We start from the raw sequence: 23,911 nt of genomic DNA, 5'->3' as shown, positions 1-23,911 counted from the left end.
CCATGAATGACTGCTTTATCTTAAATCGCTTAGTGATGTCTGACAATTCGTATTATCAAATTGCAACAGACAATAACCTCATCAAGCGATTTGGTGCAGTAAATTTTGTGATTGTTGGCGTTGCTCAGCCGTATATACAGACTCATCCTGTGACAATAATGCACGTGCTGAAGCATAAGCACCTAGATGAATATATTGTTGGGCAAGATCTAAATTAAGCTGAATTTCATTGACTTGAGCAAGCTCAGGAAATGAAGTTAGCAATGGATCAGTTGTTTCAACAGGCGTAACTGCTTCAACTTGGCTGGGTACTTCTAAATTCAACTGAGAAGCTGCCGATTCAGGTTCAACACTTTCTGATTTTGTTTCTTGATCAAAAACAAAAGTAGGCTGTGTTTCAACAGGTGTTTCAGCTTCTGTTGGTGTTAATTTAAATTCGAATGCTTGAGGCGCTGCCGTCTGTTCTTTTTCTGGAGTTGCAACAGGCTCAGCAAAATCCAGTTTAAATTCAGGCGCAATTTCAATTTCGACAGGCTTTTCAACTGGCGCAACGATAGGCTCATTAGGTGTAAAACTAAATTCTAAAGGCGTTATGGTTTCTTTTGCAGTCTCAGTTGTTGGTTTAACTGTTTCGAAAGAAAACTCTACAGTAGGCTCTGTCTGTGTCTTTGTCTGTGTCTGTGTCTGTGTCTGTGTCTGTGGGGATGAATCTAAATTAAATTCGAGTGCTTGTGGCTTTTCTTCTGATTTTTCTTGAGCAACTGATGGGGTGAAGTCAAGTGTCTCAACGTCATTGCGAGTAGGTGTTTCTAAAGTTGCAGTAGATGGCGTTGGGGTTGCTTCTATATTGCCAATCAAAGCATCGAATGCAGCAGTATTCTTGACTTCTGGAACAGCAGGCTCTGGTGTAGTTGGAACAAAAGCAATCGACTCAATCGGGCTTTCAGTTTGAGTAGCTTTTTTCTTTTCTTCAGCCTGAGCAACAATATCATCAAGACCCAATGAGCGAATATGGTTAATCAATTGATTCACTGCAAATTCATCTTTTTGTGCTAAATGCACATCCAAGAGGTAAAGATAGAGCTCATGTTGAGCATTATCTTGATTGAGTGCTTGATTGATTTTTGCTTCAGCTGAAAAATAGTTTTTTGCAGCAATCAGTTTTTCGATACTACTTTTTAATTCAGGGCTCAATGGTTTTGTTGCTTGTTGCACCACAACTTCGTTTTCAACAACAGCTGTGCGTTGTTGTTTTTGCGAGGTACGTGCAGTACGTGCTACATTCTTTTTTGACGATTTTTTATTGTTGGTCTTTTTACTCGTCGTATTGGTATTTTCTTTATTGGCATCTTCACGTTTCTTTAAAACGATGGCAACCACCAACAGTAAAACAAATGGAATCACATACAACAACATTTTATTTCCCCTTCATTGAGCACAATGAATCAATTTCCTTAATATATCCTAACTATTTGGCTTCTTTACATTTTGCTGTTGTAATTGCTGTTGCAATTGAGCAAGCCGAGCATTTAATAATTGAATTCGCTGATTCTTTTCTTGTAAAGCCGATGCAAGTTGGGTCACATTCTTCTGTAATTTAACTGTTTTTTCACGAGATGTCATAACTTTTGTAGATAATTCAGCAGTTGTCTGATTCACCTGTGTATTTTGTTTTGCAGAACCTTGTGCAGAAGATTGCTCGTTATCTGCAACCAAACTCATCTCCGCCTGATCTAAACGGTATTTGGCAGAACCAGATTGCTTTTTGGCAATCTGAGGTGCCTTAGGTGGAACTTTAGATTTCGGTTGTGGAACTTGTTGATAACTTGCAGCTAAATTCAATGCAACACCTCGACGGATACGATTGATGTCCCCTTGAATAAAAGCATCTGCATTATTCTCTTTGATTTGACGCATGACTTCAGGAACACTTTGATGTGTTTCTGCTGCGATACGAGATGCAATTTTCCAAAGTGATTCGTTGGCACGAACAACATGTCTTGGTGCTTTGTCTAAACTATTATTGGAGGTCGGTTTATTTTGTTGGGACGCTTTTTGAGTGTCACTTTTAGGCTTGATCGTATTGGCTTTTTCAGATTTATGTTCAACAGCAGTTTTTTCTATTTTTTGTGGTTCAGTTTTTGGTGCTGGGGTGTGTGCTGTTTGAGTCTGTTGGGATGATTTTTCAGGTTGTGCAATAGGTTTGGGTTGGATCACCACTTGCGGATTTGCAACAACAGTAGAATGAGTGTCGTCTTTATTGACCGCTACAGAGGTGGTGTTTTGAGAACTTACGCTATTGGTCACCGCAGTTTTTTGCTCAGTTTTTAGTGGGGGAGGCGCAATAACGCTGATTGCCAATGATTGTTGAGTATCAGGCACTGCATTAGATTTTTTGATTGTTGGTGATGTTACCGTTTGTGGTGTTGTAACTTGGTATTGAGTGCTGGTTGGCAAATTCAATGCAATGTCTTTTTCACTCACAATAATTTGAGGTTTAAGTGGCTGTTCTTTAGCATTGGCATTTACCATAGGTGTAGGAATGTTATTGCGTCCACGTGTTAAAGGTGTTCTTACTTGTTGAATATGTGTAGCACTGCCTTCTTTAACCTTGAGTAAGATATTGAGTTCAGACTCAACAATGGGGCGAGAAGATGTAATGACGATAACCCCAGTCCCATCGCCAGAACGACGCGTATAAAAATTTAAATGTCCAGGTGCCTGTGTGGTAATTCCAATATGTTGTATATCGTCTGCATCTGCCAAACCCACTTCTATTTTTTCATTTGGATTGGCATTGCTAAATTTCATTTCTGCGTACAGAAGATCCCCAGACCCTGATTGAACTTGAATCGGATCTATCGTAATCGCACTGATTGTTTGCGACGTCATGATGGCTAAAATGGCAATTTTTAATTTGTTATATACAGTCATCTCTATCCATTGCTCTGACAAATTTCAAGGCATCCCAATGATACAATATTTCGCTGTAGTCTATATGTAAATTATTAACATTAGAGTTACACAAATATAGTTACATAAAAAAGCCGATCAAGATAGATCGGCTTTTTCAATGTTTAAGGCTTTTTTGTGACTTTAAGCATTTTTATAGTCAATTAAGATACGTAACATCCGACGTAAAGGTTCAGCAGCACCCCAAAGTAATTGGTCACCCACAGTAAATGCGCCTAAATATTCTTTACCCATATTTAATTTGCGCAGACGACCTACAGGCACAGAGAGCGTTCCTGTAACCGCTACAGGAGTAAGATCATTCATTGATGCTTCACGTGTATTGGGTACAACTTTTGCCCATTGGTTAGACTGACGAATCATATCTTCGATTTCATCAAGCGGCACATCTTTCTTCAATTTCAAAGTCAATGCTTGAGAGTGGCAACGCATTGCACCAATACGTACGCAGTGACCATCAATCGGAACAATTTGAGCATTGCCTAAGATTTTGTTGGTTTCAACTTGACCTTTCCATTCTTCTTTTGACTGACCACTTTCAAGTTGTTTGTCAATATAAGGAATTAAAGAGCCAGCTAAAGGTACGCCAAAGTTTGCTTTCGGGAAACCTTCACCACGTTGTAATTCGGCAATCTTACTGTCAATATCTAAAATCGCAGAGCGAGGATCATCTAACAAGTCTTGAGTATTGTTATATAAATAGCCCATGCCTGTAATCAATTCACGCATGTTTTGTGCGCCAGCTCCAGAAGCTGCTTGATAGGTCATCGCAGTCATCCATTCCACCAAGTTGTGTTGGAACAATGAACCCATACCCATTAACATCAATGAAACCGTACAGTTACCACCGACAAAGGTTTTGATCCCATTGACCAAACCATCTTTGATGACATTTAGGTTTACAGGATCAAGAACAATGATTGCTTCGTCATCCATACGTAGAGTAGACGCTGCATCAATCCAGTAGCCTGACCAACCTTCTGCTTTAAGCTTTGGGAAAACTTCAGAGGTATAATCACCACCTTGACAGGTAATAATGACATCCATTTGCTTCAGACTGGTAATGTCCGTCGCTTCCATAAGTGCTGGAGCAGTTTTACCACCAAAAGCAGGGGCTTCACCACCTGCATTACTGGTAGAGAAATAGAATGGCTCAAAATGAGCAAAATCATTCTCTTCAACCATACGTTGCATAAGGACGGAACCAACCATCCCGCGCCAACCGACCAGACCTACTTTCATGTCACTTTGCCTCGGTGCGTTAAAAAATTAAAAGGGGTTTGAGTGTATCAAAAGGACGTGTAACTGCAATAGCGTACACAATGAAAACACAACTATATTGTGCAATATATCTTGTTTATGATACATGCAAAATTGATATTAATTTATGAATCATTCAAAAATTAAGAATATAAGAGTGACAAAATATGATTTGGATAGAAATCCTTGCTGTGATCGTGATTTGGCTCAGCTTCTGGTCACTGATTCCACGAGATGAATGGTGGTTTAGGGGGGCAGATTTTCCACGACTACAGATTTTATATGTGGGTTTGACTGCTTTGGTGTTATTGCTATTTTGGGATGCACCTTGGGACTTGGCGCGTGAGATTATTTTATTTTTATTGATTGCTGCTTTGGCTTTTCAGTTAAAAATGGTTTTGCCCTATACCTTTATCTGGAAAAAGCAAGTTCAACATGTGCAACATGATCAATTGAATCCAGATCAACAGATTTCAGTCATTGTATCGAACGTACTAACGCCAAATCAGCAATATGATTTACTGATTGAGCAAATCGAAAAACATCAGCCTGATCTCGTGCTTACACTTGAGACGGATCAAACATGGCAAAATGAGTTGGCGAAGATCGAAAAAGACTATCCTTATCGTGTGCCTGTTCCTTTAGATAATTTGTATGGCATGCATCTCTATAGCAAGTTAAAGCTGGTCGACAGCGAGGTTAAATTTATTCTCAGCAATGAAATTCCTTCAATCCATACCACAGTGATTTTGCCTTCTGGACAGACTGTACAATTGTATTGCCTGCATCCAAAACCACCCAGCCCGACAGAAGCCAAAGATTCAACTTTACGAGATGCGGAATTATTGATTGTGGGTGATCAAATCAAGGATTTAGATGAAAGCTGTATCGTGATGGGGGATTTAAATGATGTGGCTTGGTCTCGAACAACACGATTGTTTCAACGCATCAGTGGGTTGCTTGATCCTCGTGTGGGGCGTAGATATATCAACACTTTTCATGCCGACTATAAGTTTTTAAGGTGGTCATTGGATCACTTATTTCACAGTACAGATTTTGCTTTAGTTCATATGGAGCGGTTGCCTCATATTGGTTCAGATCATTTTCCAATCTATGTGGTGTTACAATCAAGTCGTATTTTTGAACAAAGTCAAGAGGAGTTGGAACAAACTGACTCTGATGAGCAAGAAGCTCAAGAAGCTATTCAGGAAGGTATTGAAAAAGCAGAAAAAGAAGAGAAGATCGTGACCGATGAATTGGCTCAAGACTATAAAATGGACATGTCATTGTCTAACAAGAAATCTTGAAAAAGGCGATTTTTTGTAAGCAATTTCTTACGTGGATTTAGTCTCTAAGCGGGTAGTATCTGAACACGATTCGTTTTAATCTTTACTCATCGACACATGGAACGAGAACGGAAAATCTCACTAAGGAAGACGAAGTCGATGGAGCAATCATCAAGGATTTGATGTTGGAATGGATAACCACAGTAAAATAACAATAAGATTTGAAAGCACAACCTCATAAACCCGAGTTTTGCAGGACGCAGAACTCGGGTTATGCTTTATTTATAGTATATAATTTGTGATAGACAAGATCGAAAATAAAAATTGAGTCCTTATGTTGCTATCAAAAATCCAAGAATTTGCACTGAGCCTTAAACATTTTACAGGTTTAAGTAGTGATGCTTTGTTTATCTATGCAGGTTTAATCTTCTACTTTATTGTCGCTGCAATTCATAAACGCCAACTGAAATCCAATATTGCTATGATTCTCACGGTTGTCTTGGCTTTTAGTATTGAGATTTTTAATGCGCGAGCAGATATTTTTGGTAAGGGATATTGGCGAATTTGGAGCAGTATTCATAGCATCGTTAATATGATTTTTTGGCCTTATGTGATTTGGGCAATGGCTCGCTTTAGAATATGGAAAGGTTGATGACTTCAACCTAAAAATTATATGTATTGATTTTCAATTTTTTAAATACGCTGACTTGAATGATGATCCACAATCAAATGAAAAAAATAATTCTACTATTTTGCTTAAATTTAATTTTAACAGGCTGTGAAAAGTCGAGTGTTGAGGTTCAAAAGTCTCAAGAGGTTGAACGACGGCAAGAGAACAAACAGAATTTAAATGATTTACAATCCAGCGAGATTTGGGAACGTCTCAATCGCCGTATTTATCATTGCCAGCAACCTTGTTCACGCAAAGATTTAACCGAAATCAGTTTTTCTCAAGCTTCGTCTTATTATTTGCTCATCACTCAAGATCAAACAGGATTTATCGAAGCATTAAACTCAACTCAAGATGGCATACAAATGAGGATTCTATGGGATGATGGTTCAGGCAAGTCAAAAAATGAAGATTTAGAAATCATTTCACTGGATAAGCAACAGCTCAAAATGAGAGACCAATATAGCCATATCAATACATATCAATTTGTGAAATTTGATGATGATTGAATCGGCTATATTTGTTAGCCCATGTTTGAAACGATATTACAGGATATTTAACTTTGCTTTTTTGATTTTAAAATTCGAGCCAAATAAAAGTAAGAACTTAATAAATTTTTTCATAACCTTCTGGACGGGTTTTAAAACGACGATGGAACCACATATATTGTGTGGGTGCGATCCGAAGTTGATTCTCGATGATTTTATTGACACGAATAGCATCATCCAATTCATCATCACTCGGTAAGGGCTCGACGGCAGGTTCAATCAAGACATGATATTTTGGATTTTTAATATCTCCATGACGATAAAAATACAAAGGAATCGCCACAGCTTTTGATATTTTTAATAAGCGTCGATGTGCGGTTACTGTTGCCGCAGGTGTACCAAAAAATGGCGCCATCACGCCTTGTTTCAGTCCAAAATCTTGATCAGGGCTGTACCAAATCGCATCGCCTTCCTTGAGGTGGCGAATCAATCCTCGCATATCGTCATGATCAATCTGTGCCTTATAAATGGTTGCACGGCAACGATAAATCAGCATGTCTAACAAAGGATTATTTTGCGGACGATACACCACATCGGGTTCAAAGAATTGGGCACATAAATAACCACCTGCATCGAGCATTGTACTGTGTGTACCTAAAAGTAATATGCCCTGACCTTGTTGTTTTGCAGTTGTAATATGTTCTAAGCCTTCAATACTGACACGATTTTTAAACCACTGTGGGGAATACCATGCATTCAGAGTTTCAAATACACCTATCATTTGGTCAACAAAGACTTGTCTTGAATTTTCAAGTACTTGCTCCGATGACCATTCTGGAAAGCAGACTTCCAAATTGCGTACAGTTGTTTCACGGCGTGATTTAAGTCGATCAAAGGCAATATTTCCTAATACCGTCGCGAGTCGGTGTTGAATTGCCCAAGGTAAGATCGCTAGTAACATCAAGAACACAATTGCAATCCATATTCCCCAATATTTTGGATGTAAAAATGCCCAATAAAATTTTCCAGGTTCGTATTGAAGCTTTTTACTCATAGCAATTTTGTAAATTTGGGGGTGGTTAAAACTGAAAGAAGTGTAGCATGAAGCCGTTTAAAGAAGAAAACTCGAGATGTGAATCATCATCAACAATGATGAGCAAGGAAGTAAAATGAAAATTATTCGATTAGTTCAAGGTGATATTACACTGCAAAAGGTTGATGCGATTGTAAATGCTGCAAATACCTCTTTACTTGGCGGTGGTGGTGTAGATGGAGCAATTCATCGGAAAGGTGGGGATTCAATATTAACTGATTGTCAAAAAATTCGTGCCAAACAAGGGGGATGTGCAGTAGGTGAAGCCGTAATCACAACAGCTGGACAATTACCCAGTCGCTTTGTTATTCATACTGTGGGACCGACTTGGCAAGATGGGCAACAAGGAGAAGCTCTACTGCTTGAATCCGCTTATACCAATAGTCTGAAACTGGCGGAACAACAGCAATTGAATACACTGGCACTTCCCAATATTTCTACAGGAATCTATCGTTTTCCAAAAAATGATGCAGCATCGATTGCGATCAAAGCCACGACAGATTTTTTGGAGCAAACAACACATTTACAAGAAGTCAATTTTGTCTGTTTTGATTTAGAAAATTTTAAAATTTATCGACAGCTTCTTGCTGAGATTGAGCAAAATCAATTACAGATTTTAGGTATATAATGATGATCAATCATTATTCTCGACCATTTGATCATGAGAGATACTTACTTAGACAGTTGTAAGGCAACCCTTATATTTCTTGTGGTTCTCGGACACTTCCTCGAACGAATGATTGGATGGGATGACTCATTTAACCATGCCTTGTTGGGGACTATTTATTTTATACACATGCCTGCATTTATTTTTATTTCAGGCATGTTATTTAACGAAAAAAAATGGCGGAAGAATATTTTATTTTTTATTTCGCTGTATCTACCTTTTCAAATTTTATTTCCTGCCTTTGATGCCATCTGGTCTGGGCAGTTCCAAATCAATTGGAATTTATTTGAACGACCTTACTGGATTCTATGGTATCTGTTGGGCATGATTGCATGGACAATGATTACCCATTTTTTGATAAAAACAAAATTTCCCCTATTGATTGCATTGATTTTTGCTTTATGTATTGGTTTAAGCCCTTGGAACAATTATCAATATTCAATTGGACGAATTTTTAATTTTTTACCATTTTTCGTTGCTGGTGCACTATATGGAAAAGAGATTTTAGTCAAAATTCAGCAAAGTCACTTTAGCAAAGTTTTGAGCCTATCTCTTCTAGGGCTGATCGCTATTTTGGTCTATTTCACGCAACTGAATCCATTTTGGTTATATGGCAGTTTGAGTTATTCGCAACTTAAAGTCAGCATACCTGTAGGAATCGGAATGAGACTAGCATGTCTGCTCATTTCATCATTGGGGATTTATGCGACTTTTGTATGGATTAAAAGTTTAAATCAGCACTTTGTACACTTGGGGCAAAATACACTGGCTGTTTATCTATTACATGGATTTGTGGTGATGTTGGTTGCACGTTATTGGCAATTGGATTTCGATCTTTTTATTGAAGTGAGTATTTGTATCATTTTATCTGTTTTGACCTGCTGGATTTTACAACAGTCTATATTTGATAGAGGATTAAGAAGATTATCATTGTGGCTGATCAAGCCCGCTGAAAAATTGGGGTTTAAGTAAAGCAAAAGTTTTAAAATGATCTCTATCTATATTATTTCTAGCGATAAAAATTTAAAAGCTACATCATTGATGTAGCTTTTAAGCATGAGGATCATTGATTTATAAAGTGTTTAAATTAACTCGATTATTTAGTTGCAGCTTTATCCTCTACTTTTTTTGCTGTTGCTGATTTATGAGCAGCTGCATGATGTTTTTTGGCATGTCCAGCTTTATGCTGTTTTTGAACCTGATGTGTTTTCACTGGTTGAGATGAATGTTGTGCTGGTGTTGCTGCCATTGCAGAACCTGCAAAAACTGCTGTTGTAAATGCTGCAATAAGTAATGATGTAACTTTTTTCATGATCATATTCTCACTAAATAATTCGAGATCTGAATTAGATTCGATAGTTGTATATTCAGGCATTTATATGGAAACATCATGAAGTGCTTGTAGCGAAAATCAGTATAAATGCAATGATGTAGAGTGAGATGATAGGGGAATGGTAAGTGTTTTAATTTTTTAAGATTTATTTAATTTTAATGCTTAAAGTATTGCCTTCATTTATTCTTTAAATAAGATTTGTTGCCTTTTGAACTTTCAAATTAACAATGAAAAGTCTGTTTTTTAATGCTATTCTTAACTTAACTATTGCTCTTGATAGTAATGTTTATTTTATGTCATTGTTAATAAAATAATTTTTTTATTTGATGTTTTTTTATTATTAGAATATCTAAAGAGAGAACAAAATATAATGGTTAATTATTATATCTGTATTGGTGATCGCACTTCGGGTGGTGGGGTCGTGGTTGAAGGTAATGTGAGTAATATCATTTTAGGGCGACCTGTCGCTTCAGTGGGAATGAAAGCAATTTGCTGTAATCGTCCTCAAACCATTCAACAAGGCTGGATAGGACATCTCGATCAAGATAGACAGATTGCTTATGATGGTTGTGTACTGAGTTGCGGGCATACGGTTAAAGCCAGTCAGAACTTAATGGGATGGAGTGATGGACGTAGCGATACAAGCATTCCAGAACAATTGATTTCTAAACCTCAAAAGTATTATGAATTTTTCACCTTGTATGACCATGATAATCACCCAGTCGTCAATCAAAAATATCGTTTAACGTCAGAAGATGGTTCTTTCATTGAAGGCTATACCAACGCACAAGGGCAAACAGAACATTTGTGGACTCATGAAGAATTGCCAGTCAATTTTGAAACGCTTGACGATGATGAAAATACTGATTTCGACAAATACCACACCACAGATAAAGAATAAGGATAAGAAAAATGGCTGGACGTCATACAGGTGGTTCAGGTTCTACCAGTCCCAATAAAACCAAACCATCAACGACAAAACCCAGTACCAAAGGTACGGACATTAAATTAGAAACGGGTATGAATAAAACTTATTTATGTGCACATATTTGCGCAGCCAGTAAAGCCCCTAAAATTGGAGCAATTGGACAAAAGCTTTACCAACAAACTGTTACAACAGCGATTCGTGCCGAAGCTGATTTAAACTTTGGGGTATGGGCATATCTTGCGGAAGTAGGTTACGATATGACACGCGATCCTCCAAAACCATTAATGAGTGATAACCCTGAACGGATGCATCGTCCTTCTACATTTCCACTCGGTGCAGCGCAAAACCAAATTGAAAACCTTGCCAAAGGTGATTTTCGTATTCCTGACCTGACTATTTTAACCATTAAAGCCGCAGAAATTATTGAAATGCGCATGTCAGGGATGATTGATTGGAAGCGTTTCTATCCCTTTGATGATAATATTGAGCGTTTGGTTGAAATTAAGTTTGGTAAGGATGATTGGGCGCTAGGTCAATATGAAGCTTACGAAGATATTGCTCCCAAAAAAGTACGAGAAGTCTCCGATAAAGATTGTCATTGTGATACCCGAAAACCACCCAGTGGCGGAACAAAAATTCCAGTTTATCCGCCGATTAAAAATCTAACTCCGTATAAAAATGCTACATTTCGCCCAGCAACTATTGCTTTAACTCCTAAAAAAGGCATTCCAAGTATGCTGGGTGCTTTAGGTAAATTGATTGTGCCCCCCTCACCACAAGTACAGTTTTATCGCAAACTTGTACCCCTTCAAGAGTATCAAAGCATGATGATTCCAATTACCGCCAGTGTTGGGGTCGCAGGGGCTTTTATTTGTGGAACAGTGGTTTTGGCAGGCGCAGCAGGTGGGGCAGTGGCTACAGCAGGGGCAATCGGTGCAAGTGAGGCAGTGGGTGGTGGTTTACTGATTACAGGCTTTGCCACTTTGGCACATTCATAAAAAATAGGAAACAACAGTATGATCAACAGCTATGCAGATTTAGAGCCTTATTTAAAAGATTTTCAGTGGCTAGAACATAAAAAAGATCAACCCTCCTTATTTATTACGGGTGCTGAATTTCAGGCACATTTTTTATATTTTGCAGGACATAGTCCTGAAAAGCGCCAAGCTTTAGATGATCTATACGCTTAATACTTATCAAGGAATGCTAGCGATTTATCCTGATGGGAATACCTAGAGTGAAAACTGTGCTGATTTTTTAGAGTATTGCTACAATAAAAAAACTCCGCAGATTTACGGAGTTTTTTGGAAGAAACAATAAAAAATTAACCTTTGGTCATCTCTTCTAATTGATCCCAACGCTCCATTTTTTCCAACAGAAGATCATCGATTTCAGCCAAGCGTTGAGAAGCTTGTGTTGCTGCATCGGCATCTGTGACAAACCATGAACCGTCTGCGAGTTTTTCTGAGAGTTCAGACTGTTCTTTTTCCAATGCCTCAATTTCGGCAGGCAATTGTTCTAAAGCACGTTGGTCTTTATAACTCAGCTTTACTTTCTTGACTGGTGCTTCAACGGCTACTGAGGCTGCTTCAGCTTTGGCGATGGCTTTTTTTACATCACTCTTTTGGTCTACAACTTTTTGATCAGGACGTTGCTCAAGGTAATCTTGATAACCACCAATATATTCATCAATATTGCCTTTACCATCAAATACCCAAGTCGATGTCACCACATTGTCCATAAAGGCACGGTCATGCGAGATCAACAACAAGGTCCCTTTATATTCACTGAGCATTTCTTCAAGAAGCTCTAAAGTCACCATATCCAAGTCATTGGTTGGTTCATCCATGACGATCAGATTGGATGGTTTGAGCAATAGTTTTGCCAGAAGAATACGATTTCGTTCGCCACCCGAAAGTGCTTTAACGGGTGTGCGTGCACGCTCAGGAGAGAATAAGAAATCTTGTAAATAGCTGTAGATATGACGGCGACCACCGTTAACATCCACAAAGTCTGAGCCTTCCGACACATTTGCCATGACTGATTTTTCAAGGTCTAGCGCATTACGCAGTTGATCAAAATAAGCCACTTCAAGTTGTGTACCTGTTTTAACCGAACCACCATGTTCAAGTTCACCCAGTATAGCTTTTACCAATGTCGTTTTACCGACACCGTTATCACCCACCAAACCGATTCGATCACCACGCAGAACCAATGCAGAAAAATCTTTGATGATTGGGTAGCCATCATATTCAACACGTAAATGTTCAATATCGAAGACTAACTTACCTGAACGATTGGCTTCTTGCGTTGCCATACTGACTTTGCCTTGCTGCGAACGACGAGCTTTAGACTGTTCACGTAAATCTTTTAATGCACGAACACGACCTTCATTACGGGTACGTCGTGCTTTAATGCCTTGACGAATCCAAGCTTCTTCCTCAGCCAGTTTTTTATCAAATAAAGCATTTTGTTTTTCTTCTGCTTCCATTTGTTGGGCTTTTAAGTCGAGATATCTTGAGTAGTTGCCTTCATAACTACGTAAAATACCACGATCTAATTCAACGATACGGGTCGCAATACTGTCGACAAAAGCACGGTCATGCGAAATAAATAACAGCGTGAGATTATTTTGGTCGAGTAAGAATTTTTCTAACCATTCGATACTTTCAACGTCTAGATGGTTGGTCGGTTCATCAAGTAATAAAACATCAGGTTGGGTAAGTAAAGCACGTGCCAACAAAACACGGCGTTTACGACCACCAGATAAATCTGCCAAATCAGCTTCTGGATCTAAGCCCATTTTACTGAGAATAGCATTAACTTTGGTTTCTAAAGCCCAACCATCAAGTAGGTCAAGCTTATGTTGCAAGTTGCCCATGCGGTCACAAGCATCCATATCACCTAATACACAAGCATCACTCGCTTCATGGTATTCTTTGAGGACTTGAGCAGCTTCACCTGCACCCTCAGCGACAATATCCGCAACCTTGCCAGAGTCCATAGGGACATCCTGAGCAAGCATAGAAATGGTGATTCCGTTTTGTAAGGCAATTTCACCTTGATCGGGTAATAAACTTCCCTCAATCAGTTTGAGTAAAGTAGACTTACCTTCACCGTTACGGCCAATCAAACAGACTCGTTCGCCACGTTCTAAATTGAAGTTTGCGCCATCGAGCAGGGCAGGTCCACCAAACGCAAGTTGGACATCCCTTATAGTAATATAGGCCATACGGTTTCCTAAACATCCCACAGTGAGGACTAAAAATGACTAAACATAAAAATCTTGATGATCAGGCGTCATTTTCCGCACCTATCGAAGATTTGCAAGTCCGAATTGCATTTTTAGATGATTTAGTCGAACAATTAAATGATCAAGTTGTGCAACAGAGCTTGGAAATTGCTGATTTAAAAAAACAAATGCAATTACTTTATCAACGTGTAGAGTCCGCTGATTTGTCAGAAGGTATTGCTGCTTTTGATCCAATGACCAATCGTCCACCGCATTACTGAGGAGATAAAATGTAATTTGAGTGTTGCTGGCATGATTTAAACTGCTTATGCATTTACACAATTATCCGTTACGCTGGCAAAGGATTTGCATACCGTCATCATTCATACATAAGGTCAAGATGGATCATGAACTTAAAAAACCTTGAAGCATTTTATTGGGTGGTGACTTTAAAAAGTTTTAATAAAGCAGCGACCAAACTTCAAACTACACAACCCGCAATTTCACAAAAAATTACTGCGATTGAAAATGACCTTGGCTTTAAAGTACTGGATCGTAGTTCTCGTCAAATCAAAGCCACCCATAAGGGAACCACATTATTCAAGTATGCTGAAAAATTTATGCGGCTTGAAACAGATCTGGTTGCCGAGCTTACTGAAAGCCAATATTTAACGGGTACAATTCGTTTAGGTGTCTCTGAAACCATCGTACACACATGGTTAGTGGAATATATGGAGCAAGTCCAAAAAGAGTTTCCTAAAGTTTCTATCGAAATCGTGGTGAGTTTGACTCCTGATCTGCAAGAAGGTGTACGCGTAGGCGATTTGGATATGGCTTTTTTGCTTGGACCGACTTTACCCTTTGAATGTATTGAACGTTCACTGTGTGATTTTGAATTAAGTTTTTTAGCATCCCCTTCCTTTAAAGGAGGCATCGGACAAATGTCATTTCGTACATTGATGTCGCATACTATTTTGACTTATCCAAGAATTACTTATCCTTATAAAGAACTCAAAGCTCGAATGAAAGAACAGGCAATAGATGAGCCACTTTCAATTACCAGTTATTCATTGGCAACCTTATTACGTTTAGCTGAACAAGGTTTAGGGATAGCTGTTGTCCCTAAATTGACTGCACTCAAGGAAATTTTAGATGGTCGCTTAGAGATATTGGATACCCCGATTCAGCTCAAGACTTTTCATTTCACTGCAATTTATACTCAGGGAAATAATACTGCTCTAAAGGAAAAACTAACGGATTTGGCGGTGTTGATCTCCGATAAAGCAATGAAAAAGTTGAATGATAAAATTAAAAATTAAGTAATTATTACTGTTGTACTTTATTTTTGATTCATAATTTGATCTTTTAAAGTTCCAAAATTGTCACATTATTGATAATTAGAACTTATCGGTATCTATAATGAATCATTATGAAAATGATATTTTTAAAATAAAACATATTAAATTCAATATTTTAAAATTTTATTGCTAATCTTTTTGGCTGATTGTTCTGGCTCATTTCCTATGCTTTTATTTCAAATATAGATTTGGTAGGGCACTACCAAAAAAAATCTTCAAGATTTAAAGGATAAAAGAATTTCATATTTTCAGAAAAATTGATGTTCTTTGTTTAACTTGAAATAGCGTTGATTAAGCTCAAATGGATGAGGAACGCATACATGTCTTTATTGAAATCTACTATATTATCTGACCGTCAATGGGCAATTGTTGCATCGATATTTATGATGGCAACTTCTGCAATGGGTCCGGGGTTCCTTACACAAACTGCTGTATTTACAGTGAAATTAGGTGCAGCATTTGGCTTTGCGATCTTGATTTCTATTCTGATTGATTATGTGGTTCAACAAAATATTTGGCGTGTGGTGACCCTGACTCAGATGCGAGCCTCTGATATTGCCAACAAGGCTTTACCTGGCAGCGGTTATTTACTTGCATTTTTGGTCATTCTTGGCGGATTCTTCTTTAGTATCGGAAACATTGCAGGTGCAGCACTTGGCTTAAATGCCTTATTTGGTTTAGATACCAAAGTTGGTGGTGTACTCAGTGGTGCATTGGCTATTCTTATTTTTGCTTCCAGAAAAGCCACACTGGTGATGGACAAAAGTATGATTGTTTTGGGTTTGCTCAAAATTATTCTAATTGTCATTGTCGCCTTTATTGTCATGCCACCCGTGGGACAAGCTGTTCAACAAACTTTTGCGCCTGACCAAATTGATTTTGCGATTATCACCACGATTGTCGGTGGAACCGTCGGAGGCTATATCTGCTATGCCGGTGCACACCGTTTACTCGATAAGGGTGCTGTTGGACCAGAAAATATTGATGAAGTTGCAAAGGCGGCAACCAAAGGGATCGTAGTTGTTGGGATCATGCGCTATGTTTTGTTCTTGGCGTTTTTAGGTGTGGTGGTCAGTGGTGCAACAATTGATCTAGCCAGCCATGATGCCAATCCTGCAGCACAAGCATTTCAATATGCCGCAGGTACTTTTGGGTTTAAACTGTTTGGCTTGATTTTTTGGGCAGCAGGGATCAGTAGTACCATCGGTGCAGCTTATACATCAGTTTCATTTATTTCAGCTTTTAAAAAGAATCTAAATGCTAAACAAACCAACTATATCACCATCAGCTTTATTTCTTTGGCATTACTGTTGTATGTAGTTTTAGGTGCAACACCAGCTGGATTATTGATCTTTGTCGGTGGTTTTAATGGGCTGGTTTTACCGATTGGTTTGACAATTTTTGTCTATGTCGCTGCATGTCGTAAAGACCTCATGGGCAATTATAACTATCCAAAATGGTTATTGATTTTAGGTGTGCTGACCTGCTTACTGACATGGTGGATGGGATATATGTCATTCACAACAGTATTTAATTATCTCACTAAACTGTAATCAATCTAACACTCAATTAAAAAGGAAGTACGCTGATGTTTGTCGATTTAAATAGTGACTTGGGTGAAAGTTTCGGTTCATGGAAAATGGGCAATGATGAGCAAATTTTGCCTGTGGTCAGTAGTGCCAATATTGCTTGTGGTTTTCATGCAGGTGATCCATTAGGGATATTACAAACATTAAAGCAGGCTGTGCGATTAAATGTGTGTATCGGTGCGCATGTTGCTTATCCTGATTTAGTTGGTTTTGGTCGTCGCAATATGGATTTGTCTCAGGATGAGCTGATTGCTGATGTGCTCTACCAAATTTCTGCATTGGATGGACTTGCCAAAGTGGCTGGTTCGGCAGTGAGCTATGTTAAACCACATGGTGCACTTTATAACACGATTGCCAAAGATGCAGTTCAGGCTGAAGCCGTCATTGCAGCGATAAAAATGTATAACCCCAAGTTGGTATTGGTCGCTTTAGCGGGGTCTAATCTGGTCGATCAGGCGCGTCAAGCGGGGCTAACAGTGGTTTCTGAAGCTTTTGCAGATCGTGCTTATAACCGAGATGGTTCATTGGTTTCACGCCGTTTGCAAGGTGCAGTGCTGCATGATGCTGATTTTGTCGCTCAACGCGTGGTGTCTATGCTGAAAAACGGTGGAGTTGAATCCATTGATGGGGTATTTACCCCGATCCAAGCCGATACGATTTGTTTGCATGGTGATACGGCTGGTGCTTTAGAAATGTCTGCTGCGATTAAAGCTGAACTGTTAAAAAATGATATTCAGGTTCGTTCATTTTGTGGATAAAGGAAGATACACATGTTGAAAAATATCAAAGTTGACCCAGCACAATTAAAAGTGACCCAACAAGCAAGACAGCAAATTCGTGCAGGTTTTGATCGACCTACGGCTGGTATGGCACCGGGTATGACCCAAGTGAATATGATTTCTGTACCCAAAGATTGGGCTTATGATTTCTTATTATATGCGCACCGTAATCCTCAAAGTTGTCCTGTTCTCGATGTTCTAGAAGAAGGTGTTTATGCCACAAAATTGGCATTGGATGCAGATATTCGAACCGATTTTCCACGCTATCGAATTTGGAAAGATGGTGAAATGGTCGATGAAGTGACCGATGCAACTGAGATTTACAATGATCATCCAGATTTGGTGACATTTTTAATTGGTTGTAGCTTTTCTTTTGAAACAGCATTGCAAGATGCTGGTATAGAAGTCCGTCATATTCATGATAAAACCAATGTACCCATGTATTTGAGCAACATTAGTTGCGAACCAGCAGGGCGCATTTCAGGAAATATGGTGGTTTCCATGCGACCAATTCCTGCGGATCAAGTTTCAGAAGCTGTGAAAATTACCGCACGTATGCCAAGTGTGCATGGTGCACCTGTGCATATTGGACATCCTGAAAGTTTAGGTATTCAAGATATTAATCAACCTGATTTTGGTGAAGCATCTCGTATTGAACAGGGCGAGATTGCTGTGTTTTGGGCGTGTGGTGTAACACCTCAAGCAGCTGTAATGAACTCAAAAATTCCATTTGCAATTAGTCATGCACCGGGACACATGTTGATTACCGACATTCCAGATCGTGTCTGGATGGGTTAAAAAAGAAAGGATCAGTAAATGCGATTTTTATCAGTAAATTCCGATAGTTTCTTGATTGAACTTGCCAGTTTGCAAGAAACTTTGGCGTTATACAGCAAATTGCAAAATTTACACTTGAAAGGAATCAAAGATTTAATTCCTGCTGCAAAGACGATTTTGGTGTTTTTTGATGAGATCAACACTGACTTCAAAACCTTATCGACTTTAATCGGTAGCTTAAATATAGATTTAGATATTCAGCGACATTGCCAGCAAGTGATTATTCCCATTCGTTATGATGGTGAAGATTTAGCACAAGTGGCAGAGTTACAGGGCTTATCTGTCGCAGATTTGATTCGTAAACATCATCAAAGTACTTGGGATGTCGCATTTATTGGTTTTGCGCCTGGTTTTGCCTATATGAATAGTCCTGACCAGCCGTTTACGGATATTCCGCGTTTAAAAACGCCCCGTAAAAAAATTCCATCAGGCTCTCTAGGTTTAGCAGGTCAATATTCAGGCATTTATCCGAAGGATAGCCCTGGCGGTTGGCAATTGATTGGTACAACAGCTGAAAAAATGTGGGATTTGGAACGCTCGAATCCTGCACTGTTAAGACCCGGAATGACTGTAAATTTTGAAGATGTGACACGTCATCCTATTTCTGTAGATGTACCAAAACAGATCACCTCGGTGCAAGACAATGGTTCAAAATTACCATTATTTAAACTGACTGCATCTGGATTGCAAACTTCGATTCAAGATGAAGGTCGCTTTCAACAGACCAGTATTGGTGTTGGGACAGCAGGTGCGATGGATATTGATTCTATGCACAGTGCCAATCGAATTGTGGGTAATCCAACTGACACACCCGTAATTGAGATTTTAAATGGCGGTTTAAAAGCAAAAATGCAACATTCAGCGGTTATTGCTGTGGCGGGTGCAATTTCAAATATTCATGTGAAATTTGCAGATGGTCAAAACGCTGATTTTGAGTGTTATCAACCCATCGCATTAGATTGTGGTGATGAGTTTCACATACAAACTCCTCGTGCTGGACTACGAAATTATCTTGCAGTTCGTGGTGGTTTCGACATTCAGCCTGTTTTAAATAGCTGTTCTTTTGACAGTTTAGCAATTCTTGGTCCACATCCCTTAAAAGTGGGGGATGTGCTTTACCAAGGTCAAGTTGTCCCATCCAATATCACGATCAATGACGTGGCAAAAGCCAATCTCCCTCAACTTGGCGACACGGTTGAACTGGATATTGTGATGGGACCCCGCACGGATTGGTTCGATCAAGACAGTATTGAGAAACTGTGCAATCAATCCTGGTTAGTCACCAATGAAAGTAACCGTGTTGGTTTGCGCTTGTTGGGTAAACAACCACTCAACCGTAAAGTGACCCATGAGTTGGAAAGTGAAGGTACCTGTATTGGCGCTTTACAAATTCCACCAAATGGTCAGCCGGTCTTGTTTATGAACGATCACCCACTTACTGGTGGTTATCCCGTGATTGCCTCGGTTGCTAAACACCATTGGAATCTGGTGGCGCAAATACCTGCAGATTGCCATGTCAAGTTTAGAAAAATTGCCGAATTTGTAGAGATAGAGAATTGAAATGAACAAGCAAAATTATGCCAATGAAAAACTATTAATCGCCAACCGTAGCGAAATTGCTGTACGTATTATTCAAGCGTGTCGTGATATGGGTATCACATCTATTGCCATGTATGCAGATGATGACATCGGCAGCTTACATGTCGAGCTTGCAGATGAGGCATGGGGTTTAGCGGGAGCAACCGCTAAAGAAACCTATTTAAATATCGATGCCATCATTGATGTTGCTAAGAAATCTAAAGCTACGATGGTGCATCCTGGTTATGGTTTTTTATCAGAACGTGCAGAGTTCGCTCAAGCAGTAATTGATGCTGGTTTAAAATGGGTAGGTCCATCTCCAACTGCGATTCAAAAATTAGGAGATAAAATTGAAGCACGTAAAATCGCAGCTTCAGTCGGCGCACCTCTGGTTCAAGGTACACAAGATCCTTTGAATAATGCAGAAGAAGCATTAGCCTTTGCCAAACAGCATGGTTTGCCTATTGCAATTAAAGCTGCTTTCGGTGGCGGTGGTCGTGGTCTAAAAGTGGTTTGGAAACTTGAAGAAGTGAAAGAGCTCTATGAGTCTGCGGTTCGAGAAGCCAAGGCTGCATTTGGTCGTGGAGAGTGTTTTGTTGAGCAATATTTAGATAATCCTCGTCATGTAGAAGCACAGGTGATCGCTGATCAGCATGGACATGTGGTGGTGTTGGGGACACGAGATTGTTCTCTACAACGCCGTAATCAAAAACTGGTCGAAGAATCTCCTGCGCCATTTATCAGTGATGAGATTTATCAAGAAATCCTTAGTTCTGCAAAAAATATTTGTCAGGCAGCACAATATGTCGGAGCAGGAACAGTTGAATATTTGTTGAGCCAAAATGGTACATTGTCTTTTCTTGAAGTAAATACGCGTTTGCAAGTCGAACATCCTGTGACTGAAGAAACAGCACAGGTAGACTTGGTGGTTGAACAAATCCGAGTTGCATTAGGTGAAGAACTGTCTATTCAAGATACACCAAAGGCACTTGGGCATGCTATTGAGTTCCGGATTAATGCGGAAGATCCAAGTCGTGGCTTTATTCCTGCATTTGGCACATTGAGTCTATTTGAAGCACCTTTTGGTCATGGTGTACGTGTTGATACAGGGGTGCGTACAGGCTCGTTAGTTTCAAGCCACTTTGATTCTTTGATGGCGAAGCTCATTGTGACAGGCTCAACCCGTGAGATCGCAATTGCACGTGCAAAACGTGCACTCAAGCAATTTAAAATCGAAGGTGTTGCATCAGTACTAGATTTTCATCGTGCTGTATTGAATGAACCTGATTTTACTGAAGAATTTAAAGTCCATACTCGGTGGATTGAAAATGACTTTAAGCAGGTATTAAAACCGACGCAGCGAAGTATTCCTCAACATCAGCAAGCGATGACATTGAGCTATATCGAAATTGATGGGAAATTACACCGTTTGGGACTGCCTGCGGGGCTGTTTGCCCAAAATATTATGCCAACGAGTCAACATGTAGATCAAAAAACATCCTTTGAGACTCTACCTGAGCATTTGCTTGCACCCCTTAATGGCGCAATCGTGGCATGGAAAGTTCAAACAGGCGAGCACGTCACTGAAGGGCAAGTAGTGGCGATTATGGAAGCCATGAAAATGGAAGTTCAAGTGCTCGCACACCAAAGTGGTCAAATACAAATATCGGCAAACGTGGGGACAACTTGTCAGGCTGATCATGTGATTGCCAGTATTCAATAGTCTTTAGACATGTGCAATTTAACCTGAGCGTAAAAATTGGAAATTTATAGTTAAATTTCCAATTTTATTTGACCTTTTACTGAAAGCCCGCTGTAATGCACGCCACTGTTTAATTGCAAACTTTTGACCATGCCGGATACAGTTGTTCTTTTTGACCTTGAAAATAATATGCCTACAGCATCAATGCTGGGTAAAATGGTTGAGCATTACGCTACATTATATCTTTTTAATTGTACTGGGCATTTTCATTATTCACTGACTGATCTCACAGCGCTTTCCAGTTGGATCAACAGTGGTCAAGTGGTGATTTTAGACGTTCCTCAAGCGGCTCAAAAAGAATATGAATATGCCGTGATTGCAGGGCAATTATTGGCACTCTTAACACCAGATACACAGATCGAAATTATTTCTGCCACATCCACTTGTACGGTGTTGTTGGATATCATCCGTAATGTACATCTCGATTGCCGTCTTGTTCAAATTGATCCGACTGGTCAATTGCCAAGTCAAAAACGACAGCTTCCAAGTCTTGAAACAATTCAAAATAAACCGTATTTACAAATGGTTAAAAAGTATTGTGATGCTTTAGCAAAGATGACAGGAAAGCCGAATACAATTGAAAAATTACGCAACTCTGTTGCCAATACATTGCAAATTGTGCCAGAAAAAGCACAGCATCTTGTAGGAATGCTGATTAATTTAAGAATTGTGAAATGCCTTGATGAACAAATTTCTTATCGGAAAAAGGTCTTAAAACAGTGGATCAGTCTCGATATAGAAAATTCAACTTCTCATGACCAAGCTGATCAACAGCTGGACAAACAATCGCATATTAAATTACATAAAATTGATCAAATTTTAGAAAGCTTACATGCGCATCCGCAACAGGTTATCCAAGAAATAGATGATCAGGAATCACTTGAAGCGGTACAACAGGTGCTGTTTAAAAACTTTGAGCAGATTGATCCTGTTCAAATTGAAGTGATTCATAAACTGAATGATTTAAAAACATCGAAACCCAAAGATATTTATGCATTGCGCGATCTATTGGAAAAAATGTTCCCTAAATCTGATGTTCGTTTATTGCTTAAAGAGTTGATTGAAAAAGGCTATATTTATTGGAATGGGCATGAAGTGGTCTACAGTCATGAAATGTATTTGAATTAATGCTGTTCAAGTAGATGAGAGAAACACTCCAAGAGATCTCTGATCTACTTTCAGATTTTTTGATTTAAATGCTTTACAAGTTGGCAACACCACCATCTATCAATAGTTCTGTTCCAACAACAAAACGAGACTCATCAGAAGCAAGATAAATAAAGGCGTTGGCAATTTCTGTTGCTGTGGCAAGTCTTTGTAGTGGGACTAAATTTTCAATACTGGTTTTGAGCTGTTCAACTTCAGCAGGGCTGTCTGCGACTTTATTCAGTGCAGGTGTAAATGTCGGTCCAGGAGAAAGCAGATTAAAGCGTATTTTATGATTTAACAGTTCCCTTGAAAGTGTTTTGACCAAGGAGCGTAAGGCGATCTTTGAAGCAGCATACACACTGCTTTTTTCTAATGCGATATGAATGCTGGTTGAACCACATAAAATTACTGAACTGTTTGGATTAATCATGGGAAGAAGGCTTTGAATCAAAAAGAAAGGACCTTTTAGATTGGTATTTAACACCTCATCAAATTGTTCAACGCTCCATTGCCCAAAACGTTGATGGTTCACAACGCCTGCATTGATATAAATCACATCAAAGATAAAGGATAATTGCTGTAATTTTTTGAGAAAATCATGCTGTGAATTTAAGTCAGCATGGTCACATGTAAAACCGAAACTTTGCGATCCTAATTGCTGTTGAACTTGTGCAATTTGATTGATATTCCGTCCAGTAAAGACTACTCGTGCACCTTCTTCAATGGCTCGTTGTGCGGCAGCAAAGCCAATTCCACTGGTTGCACCTGTGATTAAAACAGTCTTGTCTTTTAATCTCATTTTTTCACTATAATGTCATTAAGAAACACGTATATTGTGAAAATTTATGCGCAGATGTAAGAACTTACCAAATGGTAACTAAGTCGCTGTTGGGTTTGAAATAGGCTGAAATCAGCTTTTATAAATTGTA

The 23,911-nt window shown here is 39.0% G+C and carries 22 protein-coding genes and 1 pseudogene; 16 read left to right on the top strand and 7 right to left on the bottom strand.

All coding sequences use genetic code 11. The annotated features are described in order from the left end of the window. Nucleotides 1–81: 81 nt before the first annotated feature. From AAV97_RS09500 to asd, 3 genes are all read right to left on the bottom strand, one after another. On the bottom strand, nucleotides 82–1,416 hold the full coding sequence (locus AAV97_RS09500) for a hypothetical protein (protein ID WP_046760419.1): 1,335 nt from the start codon (nucleotides 1,414–1,416) through the stop codon (nucleotides 82–84). Nucleotides 1,417–1,464: 48 nt separating this feature from the next. Then, nucleotides 1,465–2,934, bottom strand: coding sequence for a FimV family protein (locus tag AAV97_RS09495; protein ID WP_042085091.1), 1,470 nt, complete (start codon nucleotides 2,932–2,934; stop codon nucleotides 1,465–1,467). A gap of 162 nt (nucleotides 2,935–3,096) precedes the next feature. Continuing rightward, nucleotides 3,097–4,215 carry an aspartate-semialdehyde dehydrogenase gene (gene asd / locus AAV97_RS09490; RefSeq protein ID WP_005035594.1) on the bottom strand — a complete coding sequence of 373 codons (1,119 nt, stop codon included), beginning with the start codon at nucleotides 4,213–4,215 and terminating at the stop codon, nucleotides 3,097–3,099. Between the two features lie 185 nt (nucleotides 4,216–4,400). Between asd and AAV97_RS09485 the strand changes: the two genes are divergently transcribed. The 3 genes from AAV97_RS09485 to AAV97_RS09475 all read left to right on the top strand — a co-directional run bounded on the left by AAV97_RS09485 (nucleotide 4,401) and on the right by AAV97_RS09475 (nucleotide 6,698). After that, complete coding sequence (locus AAV97_RS09485; RefSeq protein WP_046760418.1) at nucleotides 4,401–5,540, top strand: endonuclease/exonuclease/phosphatase family protein; 1,140 nt, start codon at nucleotides 4,401–4,403, stop codon at nucleotides 5,538–5,540. Between the two features lie 313 nt (nucleotides 5,541–5,853). Beyond that, nucleotides 5,854–6,171 carry a hypothetical protein gene (locus AAV97_RS09480; protein WP_046760417.1) on the top strand — a complete coding sequence of 106 codons (318 nt, stop codon included), beginning with the start codon at nucleotides 5,854–5,856 and terminating at the stop codon, nucleotides 6,169–6,171. A gap of 77 nt (nucleotides 6,172–6,248) precedes the next feature. Further along, a complete protein-coding gene (locus tag AAV97_RS09475; RefSeq protein ID WP_228136531.1) occupies nucleotides 6,249–6,698 on the top strand; it encodes a membrane lipoprotein lipid attachment site-containing protein in 450 nt (149 codons plus the stop codon). Between the two features lie 97 nt (nucleotides 6,699–6,795). On the opposite strand, the gene AAV97_RS09470 is transcribed toward AAV97_RS09475, so the two are convergent. Continuing rightward, nucleotides 6,796–7,731 (bottom strand): lauroyl acyltransferase, encoded by a 936-nt coding sequence (locus AAV97_RS09470; RefSeq protein ID WP_046760416.1) that lies wholly within the window; start codon nucleotides 7,729–7,731, stop codon nucleotides 6,796–6,798. A 115-nt stretch (nucleotides 7,732–7,846) separates the two neighbouring features. On the opposite strand from AAV97_RS09470, the gene AAV97_RS09465 reads away from it, so the two are divergent. After that, nucleotides 7,847–8,398, top strand: a complete 552-nt coding sequence (locus AAV97_RS09465; RefSeq protein ID WP_046760415.1) for an O-acetyl-ADP-ribose deacetylase — start codon at nucleotides 7,847–7,849, stop codon at nucleotides 8,396–8,398. A gap of 33 nt (nucleotides 8,399–8,431) precedes the next feature. Further along, nucleotides 8,432–9,409, top strand: a complete 978-nt coding sequence (locus AAV97_RS09460; RefSeq protein ID WP_042085074.1) for an acyltransferase family protein — start codon at nucleotides 8,432–8,434, stop codon at nucleotides 9,407–9,409. Nucleotides 9,410–9,533: 124 nt separating this feature from the next. On the opposite strand, the gene AAV97_RS09455 is transcribed toward AAV97_RS09460, so the two are convergent. Then, nucleotides 9,534–9,749, bottom strand: a complete 216-nt coding sequence (locus AAV97_RS09455) for a hypothetical protein (RefSeq protein WP_010590781.1) — start codon at nucleotides 9,747–9,749, stop codon at nucleotides 9,534–9,536. Nucleotides 9,750–10,140: 391 nt separating this feature from the next. Between AAV97_RS09455 and AAV97_RS09450 the strand changes: the two genes are divergently transcribed. Genes AAV97_RS09450 through AAV97_RS21200 form a run of 3 tightly spaced genes read left to right on the top strand, consistent with a single transcriptional unit; the run spans nucleotide 10,141 to nucleotide 11,888 of the window. After that, entirely contained in the window at nucleotides 10,141–10,671 is a 531-nt protein-coding gene (locus tag AAV97_RS09450) for a PAAR domain-containing protein (protein WP_042085071.1), read from the top strand. A gap of 11 nt (nucleotides 10,672–10,682) precedes the next feature. Next, entirely contained in the window at nucleotides 10,683–11,696 is a 1,014-nt protein-coding gene (locus AAV97_RS09445; RefSeq protein WP_042085068.1) for a hypothetical protein, read from the top strand. 18 nt (nucleotides 11,697–11,714) lie between these two features. Beyond that, complete coding sequence (locus AAV97_RS21200) at nucleotides 11,715–11,888, top strand: hypothetical protein (RefSeq protein ID WP_171248679.1); 174 nt, start codon at nucleotides 11,715–11,717, stop codon at nucleotides 11,886–11,888. 134 nt (nucleotides 11,889–12,022) lie between these two features. On the opposite strand, the gene AAV97_RS09440 is transcribed toward AAV97_RS21200, so the two are convergent. Next, entirely contained in the window at nucleotides 12,023–13,930 is a 1,908-nt protein-coding gene (locus AAV97_RS09440; RefSeq protein ID WP_009586161.1) for an ATP-binding cassette domain-containing protein, read from the bottom strand. A gap of 35 nt (nucleotides 13,931–13,965) precedes the next feature. Here AAV97_RS09440 and AAV97_RS09435 point away from each other — a divergent pair, with 35 nt between their 5' ends. The 8 genes and pseudogenes from AAV97_RS09435 to AAV97_RS09400 all read left to right on the top strand — a co-directional run bounded on the left by AAV97_RS09435 (nucleotide 13,966) and on the right by AAV97_RS09400 (nucleotide 22,961). After that, nucleotides 13,966–14,211 (top strand): SlyX family protein, encoded by a 246-nt coding sequence (locus tag AAV97_RS09435; protein ID WP_004826619.1) that lies wholly within the window; start codon nucleotides 13,966–13,968, stop codon nucleotides 14,209–14,211. Between the two features lie 126 nt (nucleotides 14,212–14,337). Continuing rightward, complete coding sequence (gene mumR, locus AAV97_RS09430) at nucleotides 14,338–15,249, top strand: LysR family transcriptional regulator MumR (protein WP_004826621.1); 912 nt, start codon at nucleotides 14,338–14,340, stop codon at nucleotides 15,247–15,249. 340 nt (nucleotides 15,250–15,589) lie between these two features. After that, a pseudogene (locus AAV97_RS09425) lies at nucleotides 15,590–16,841 on the top strand (NRAMP family divalent metal transporter). A gap of 35 nt (nucleotides 16,842–16,876) precedes the next feature. Then, nucleotides 16,877–17,635 (top strand): LamB/YcsF family protein, encoded by a 759-nt coding sequence (locus AAV97_RS09420; protein WP_046760413.1) that lies wholly within the window; start codon nucleotides 16,877–16,879, stop codon nucleotides 17,633–17,635. 12 nt (nucleotides 17,636–17,647) lie between these two features. Next, nucleotides 17,648–18,454, top strand: a complete 807-nt coding sequence (locus AAV97_RS09415) for a putative hydro-lyase (protein WP_009586102.1) — start codon at nucleotides 17,648–17,650, stop codon at nucleotides 18,452–18,454. 18 nt (nucleotides 18,455–18,472) lie between these two features. After that, the gene (locus AAV97_RS09410; RefSeq protein ID WP_046760412.1) at nucleotides 18,473–20,053 is read left to right on the top strand and encodes an urea amidolyase family protein; all 1,581 of its coding nucleotides are present in this window, start codon (nucleotides 18,473–18,475) and stop codon (nucleotides 20,051–20,053) included. Between the two features lies 1 nt (nucleotide 20,054). After that, nucleotides 20,055–21,794: an acetyl/propionyl/methylcrotonyl-CoA carboxylase subunit alpha gene (locus AAV97_RS09405; protein ID WP_046760411.1), complete on the top strand. Its 1,740-nt coding sequence runs from the start codon at nucleotides 20,055–20,057 to the stop codon at nucleotides 21,792–21,794. 129 nt (nucleotides 21,795–21,923) lie between these two features. Then, on the top strand, nucleotides 21,924–22,961 hold the full coding sequence (locus tag AAV97_RS09400) for a hypothetical protein (protein ID WP_046760410.1): 1,038 nt from the start codon (nucleotides 21,924–21,926) through the stop codon (nucleotides 22,959–22,961). A gap of 73 nt (nucleotides 22,962–23,034) precedes the next feature. Here AAV97_RS09400 and AAV97_RS09395 read toward each other — a convergent pair whose 3' ends face one another. After that, nucleotides 23,035–23,781 carry an SDR family oxidoreductase gene (locus tag AAV97_RS09395; RefSeq protein ID WP_046760409.1) on the bottom strand — a complete coding sequence of 249 codons (747 nt, stop codon included), beginning with the start codon at nucleotides 23,779–23,781 and terminating at the stop codon, nucleotides 23,035–23,037. Nucleotides 23,782–23,911 lie beyond the last annotated feature (130 nt).

The organism is Acinetobacter sp. Ag2, assembly GCF_001005515.1.
GTDB classification, from domain to species: Bacteria; Pseudomonadota; Gammaproteobacteria; order Pseudomonadales; family Moraxellaceae; genus Acinetobacter; species Acinetobacter bereziniae.
Note: the sequence above shows the minus strand (reverse complement) of the source record. Positions and strands in the feature narration are given on the sequence as shown.

Excerpts from the sequence above, each read along its gene's own strand:
- AAV97_RS09500 (WP_046760419.1), bottom strand. The coding sequence starts at position 1,416 with ATGTTGTTGTATGTGATTCCATTTGTTTTACTGTTGGTGGTTGCCATC.
- AAV97_RS09495 (WP_042085091.1), bottom strand. The coding sequence starts at position 2,934 with ATGACTGTATATAACAAATTAAAAATTGCCATTTTAGCCATCATGACG.
- asd (WP_005035594.1), bottom strand. The coding sequence starts at position 4,215 with ATGAAAGTAGGTCTGGTCGGTTGGCGCGGGATGGTTGGTTCCGTCCTT.
- AAV97_RS09485 (WP_046760418.1), top strand. The coding sequence starts at position 4,401 with ATGATTTGGATAGAAATCCTTGCTGTGATCGTGATTTGGCTCAGCTTC.
- AAV97_RS09480 (WP_046760417.1), top strand. The coding sequence starts at position 5,854 with ATGTTGCTATCAAAAATCCAAGAATTTGCACTGAGCCTTAAACATTTT.
- AAV97_RS09475 (WP_228136531.1), top strand. The coding sequence starts at position 6,249 with ATGAAAAAAATAATTCTACTATTTTGCTTAAATTTAATTTTAACAGGC.
- AAV97_RS09470 (WP_046760416.1), bottom strand. The coding sequence starts at position 7,731 with ATGAGTAAAAAGCTTCAATACGAACCTGGAAAATTTTATTGGGCATTT.
- AAV97_RS09465 (WP_046760415.1), top strand. The coding sequence starts at position 7,847 with ATGAAAATTATTCGATTAGTTCAAGGTGATATTACACTGCAAAAGGTT.
- AAV97_RS09460 (WP_042085074.1), top strand. The coding sequence starts at position 8,432 with ATGAGAGATACTTACTTAGACAGTTGTAAGGCAACCCTTATATTTCTT.
- AAV97_RS09455 (WP_010590781.1), bottom strand. The coding sequence starts at position 9,749 with ATGAAAAAAGTTACATCATTACTTATTGCAGCATTTACAACAGCAGTT.
- AAV97_RS09450 (WP_042085071.1), top strand. The coding sequence starts at position 10,141 with ATGGTTAATTATTATATCTGTATTGGTGATCGCACTTCGGGTGGTGGG.
- AAV97_RS09445 (WP_042085068.1), top strand. The coding sequence starts at position 10,683 with ATGGCTGGACGTCATACAGGTGGTTCAGGTTCTACCAGTCCCAATAAA.
- AAV97_RS21200 (WP_171248679.1), top strand. The coding sequence starts at position 11,715 with ATGATCAACAGCTATGCAGATTTAGAGCCTTATTTAAAAGATTTTCAG.
- AAV97_RS09440 (WP_009586161.1), bottom strand. The coding sequence starts at position 13,930 with ATGGCCTATATTACTATAAGGGATGTCCAACTTGCGTTTGGTGGACCT.
- AAV97_RS09435 (WP_004826619.1), top strand. The coding sequence starts at position 13,966 with ATGACTAAACATAAAAATCTTGATGATCAGGCGTCATTTTCCGCACCT.
- mumR (WP_004826621.1), top strand. The coding sequence starts at position 14,338 with ATGAACTTAAAAAACCTTGAAGCATTTTATTGGGTGGTGACTTTAAAA.
- AAV97_RS09420 (WP_046760413.1), top strand. The coding sequence starts at position 16,877 with ATGTTTGTCGATTTAAATAGTGACTTGGGTGAAAGTTTCGGTTCATGG.
- AAV97_RS09415 (WP_009586102.1), top strand. The coding sequence starts at position 17,648 with ATGTTGAAAAATATCAAAGTTGACCCAGCACAATTAAAAGTGACCCAA.
- AAV97_RS09410 (WP_046760412.1), top strand. The coding sequence starts at position 18,473 with ATGCGATTTTTATCAGTAAATTCCGATAGTTTCTTGATTGAACTTGCC.
- AAV97_RS09405 (WP_046760411.1), top strand. The coding sequence starts at position 20,055 with ATGAACAAGCAAAATTATGCCAATGAAAAACTATTAATCGCCAACCGT.
- AAV97_RS09400 (WP_046760410.1), top strand. The coding sequence starts at position 21,924 with ATGCCGGATACAGTTGTTCTTTTTGACCTTGAAAATAATATGCCTACA.
- AAV97_RS09395 (WP_046760409.1), bottom strand. The coding sequence starts at position 23,781 with ATGAGATTAAAAGACAAGACTGTTTTAATCACAGGTGCAACCAGTGGA.